General features: G+C 65.6%; 1 protein-coding gene. It reads left to right on the plus strand.

The window, feature by feature from the left end; translation table 11 throughout:
• Positions 1–598 (plus strand): IS110 family transposase (locus AOZ53_RS33190; protein ID WP_156333611.1); only part of this gene is annotated, 598 nt, incomplete at both ends.

Consider the following 598-nt stretch of genomic DNA (forward strand, 5'->3'; position numbering starts at 1 on the left):
TGCCCAACAGCCGATCGGGCATCGTCGGTTGGCTCAAGCGCCTGCCGGCCGGCAGCGTGATCGCGATGGAGGCGACCGGGGGTTACCAGGAGCTGTTGGCCCGCTTGGCGCACGAGCGCGGGTTCGTGGTGTATGTCTTGAACCCGACGCACGTGCATCACTATGCGATCTCGCTGGGCAACCGAGGCAAGACCGACCGGCTGGATGCCGAGGTGATCGCCCAGTACATCGCCCAGCGCCACGCCAAGCTGCACCGCTACGAGCCGATCTCGCCCGAGCTGCAACAGGTTCGAGCGCTTCAGGCACTGAGGTCGACGGTGGTGCGGGTGGGCACGTCCTTGAGACTGTCGGCGCAGCGCCATGGCTGCGCCAGCAAGCATCAGAAGCAGGCCTTGGCCAGTCTGGGTTGCTGGGCCGAGCAGCTCGAACGTGAGTTGATCGCCAAGATCAAGGCTCAGAGCGAGTGGGCCAAGACCTACGGTCTGTTGACCGGCATCTGCGGCATCGGGCCGATCAACGGGGCCGCCCTGACGACGTTGTTCAACCGTATCCACTTCGCCAGCAGCGATGCGGCGGTGGCGTTCTGCGGGCTGGATCC

The organism is Achromobacter sp. 2789STDY5608621, from assembly GCF_001299375.1.
GTDB lineage: Bacteria > Pseudomonadota > Gammaproteobacteria > Burkholderiales > Burkholderiaceae_B > Achromobacter > Achromobacter insuavis.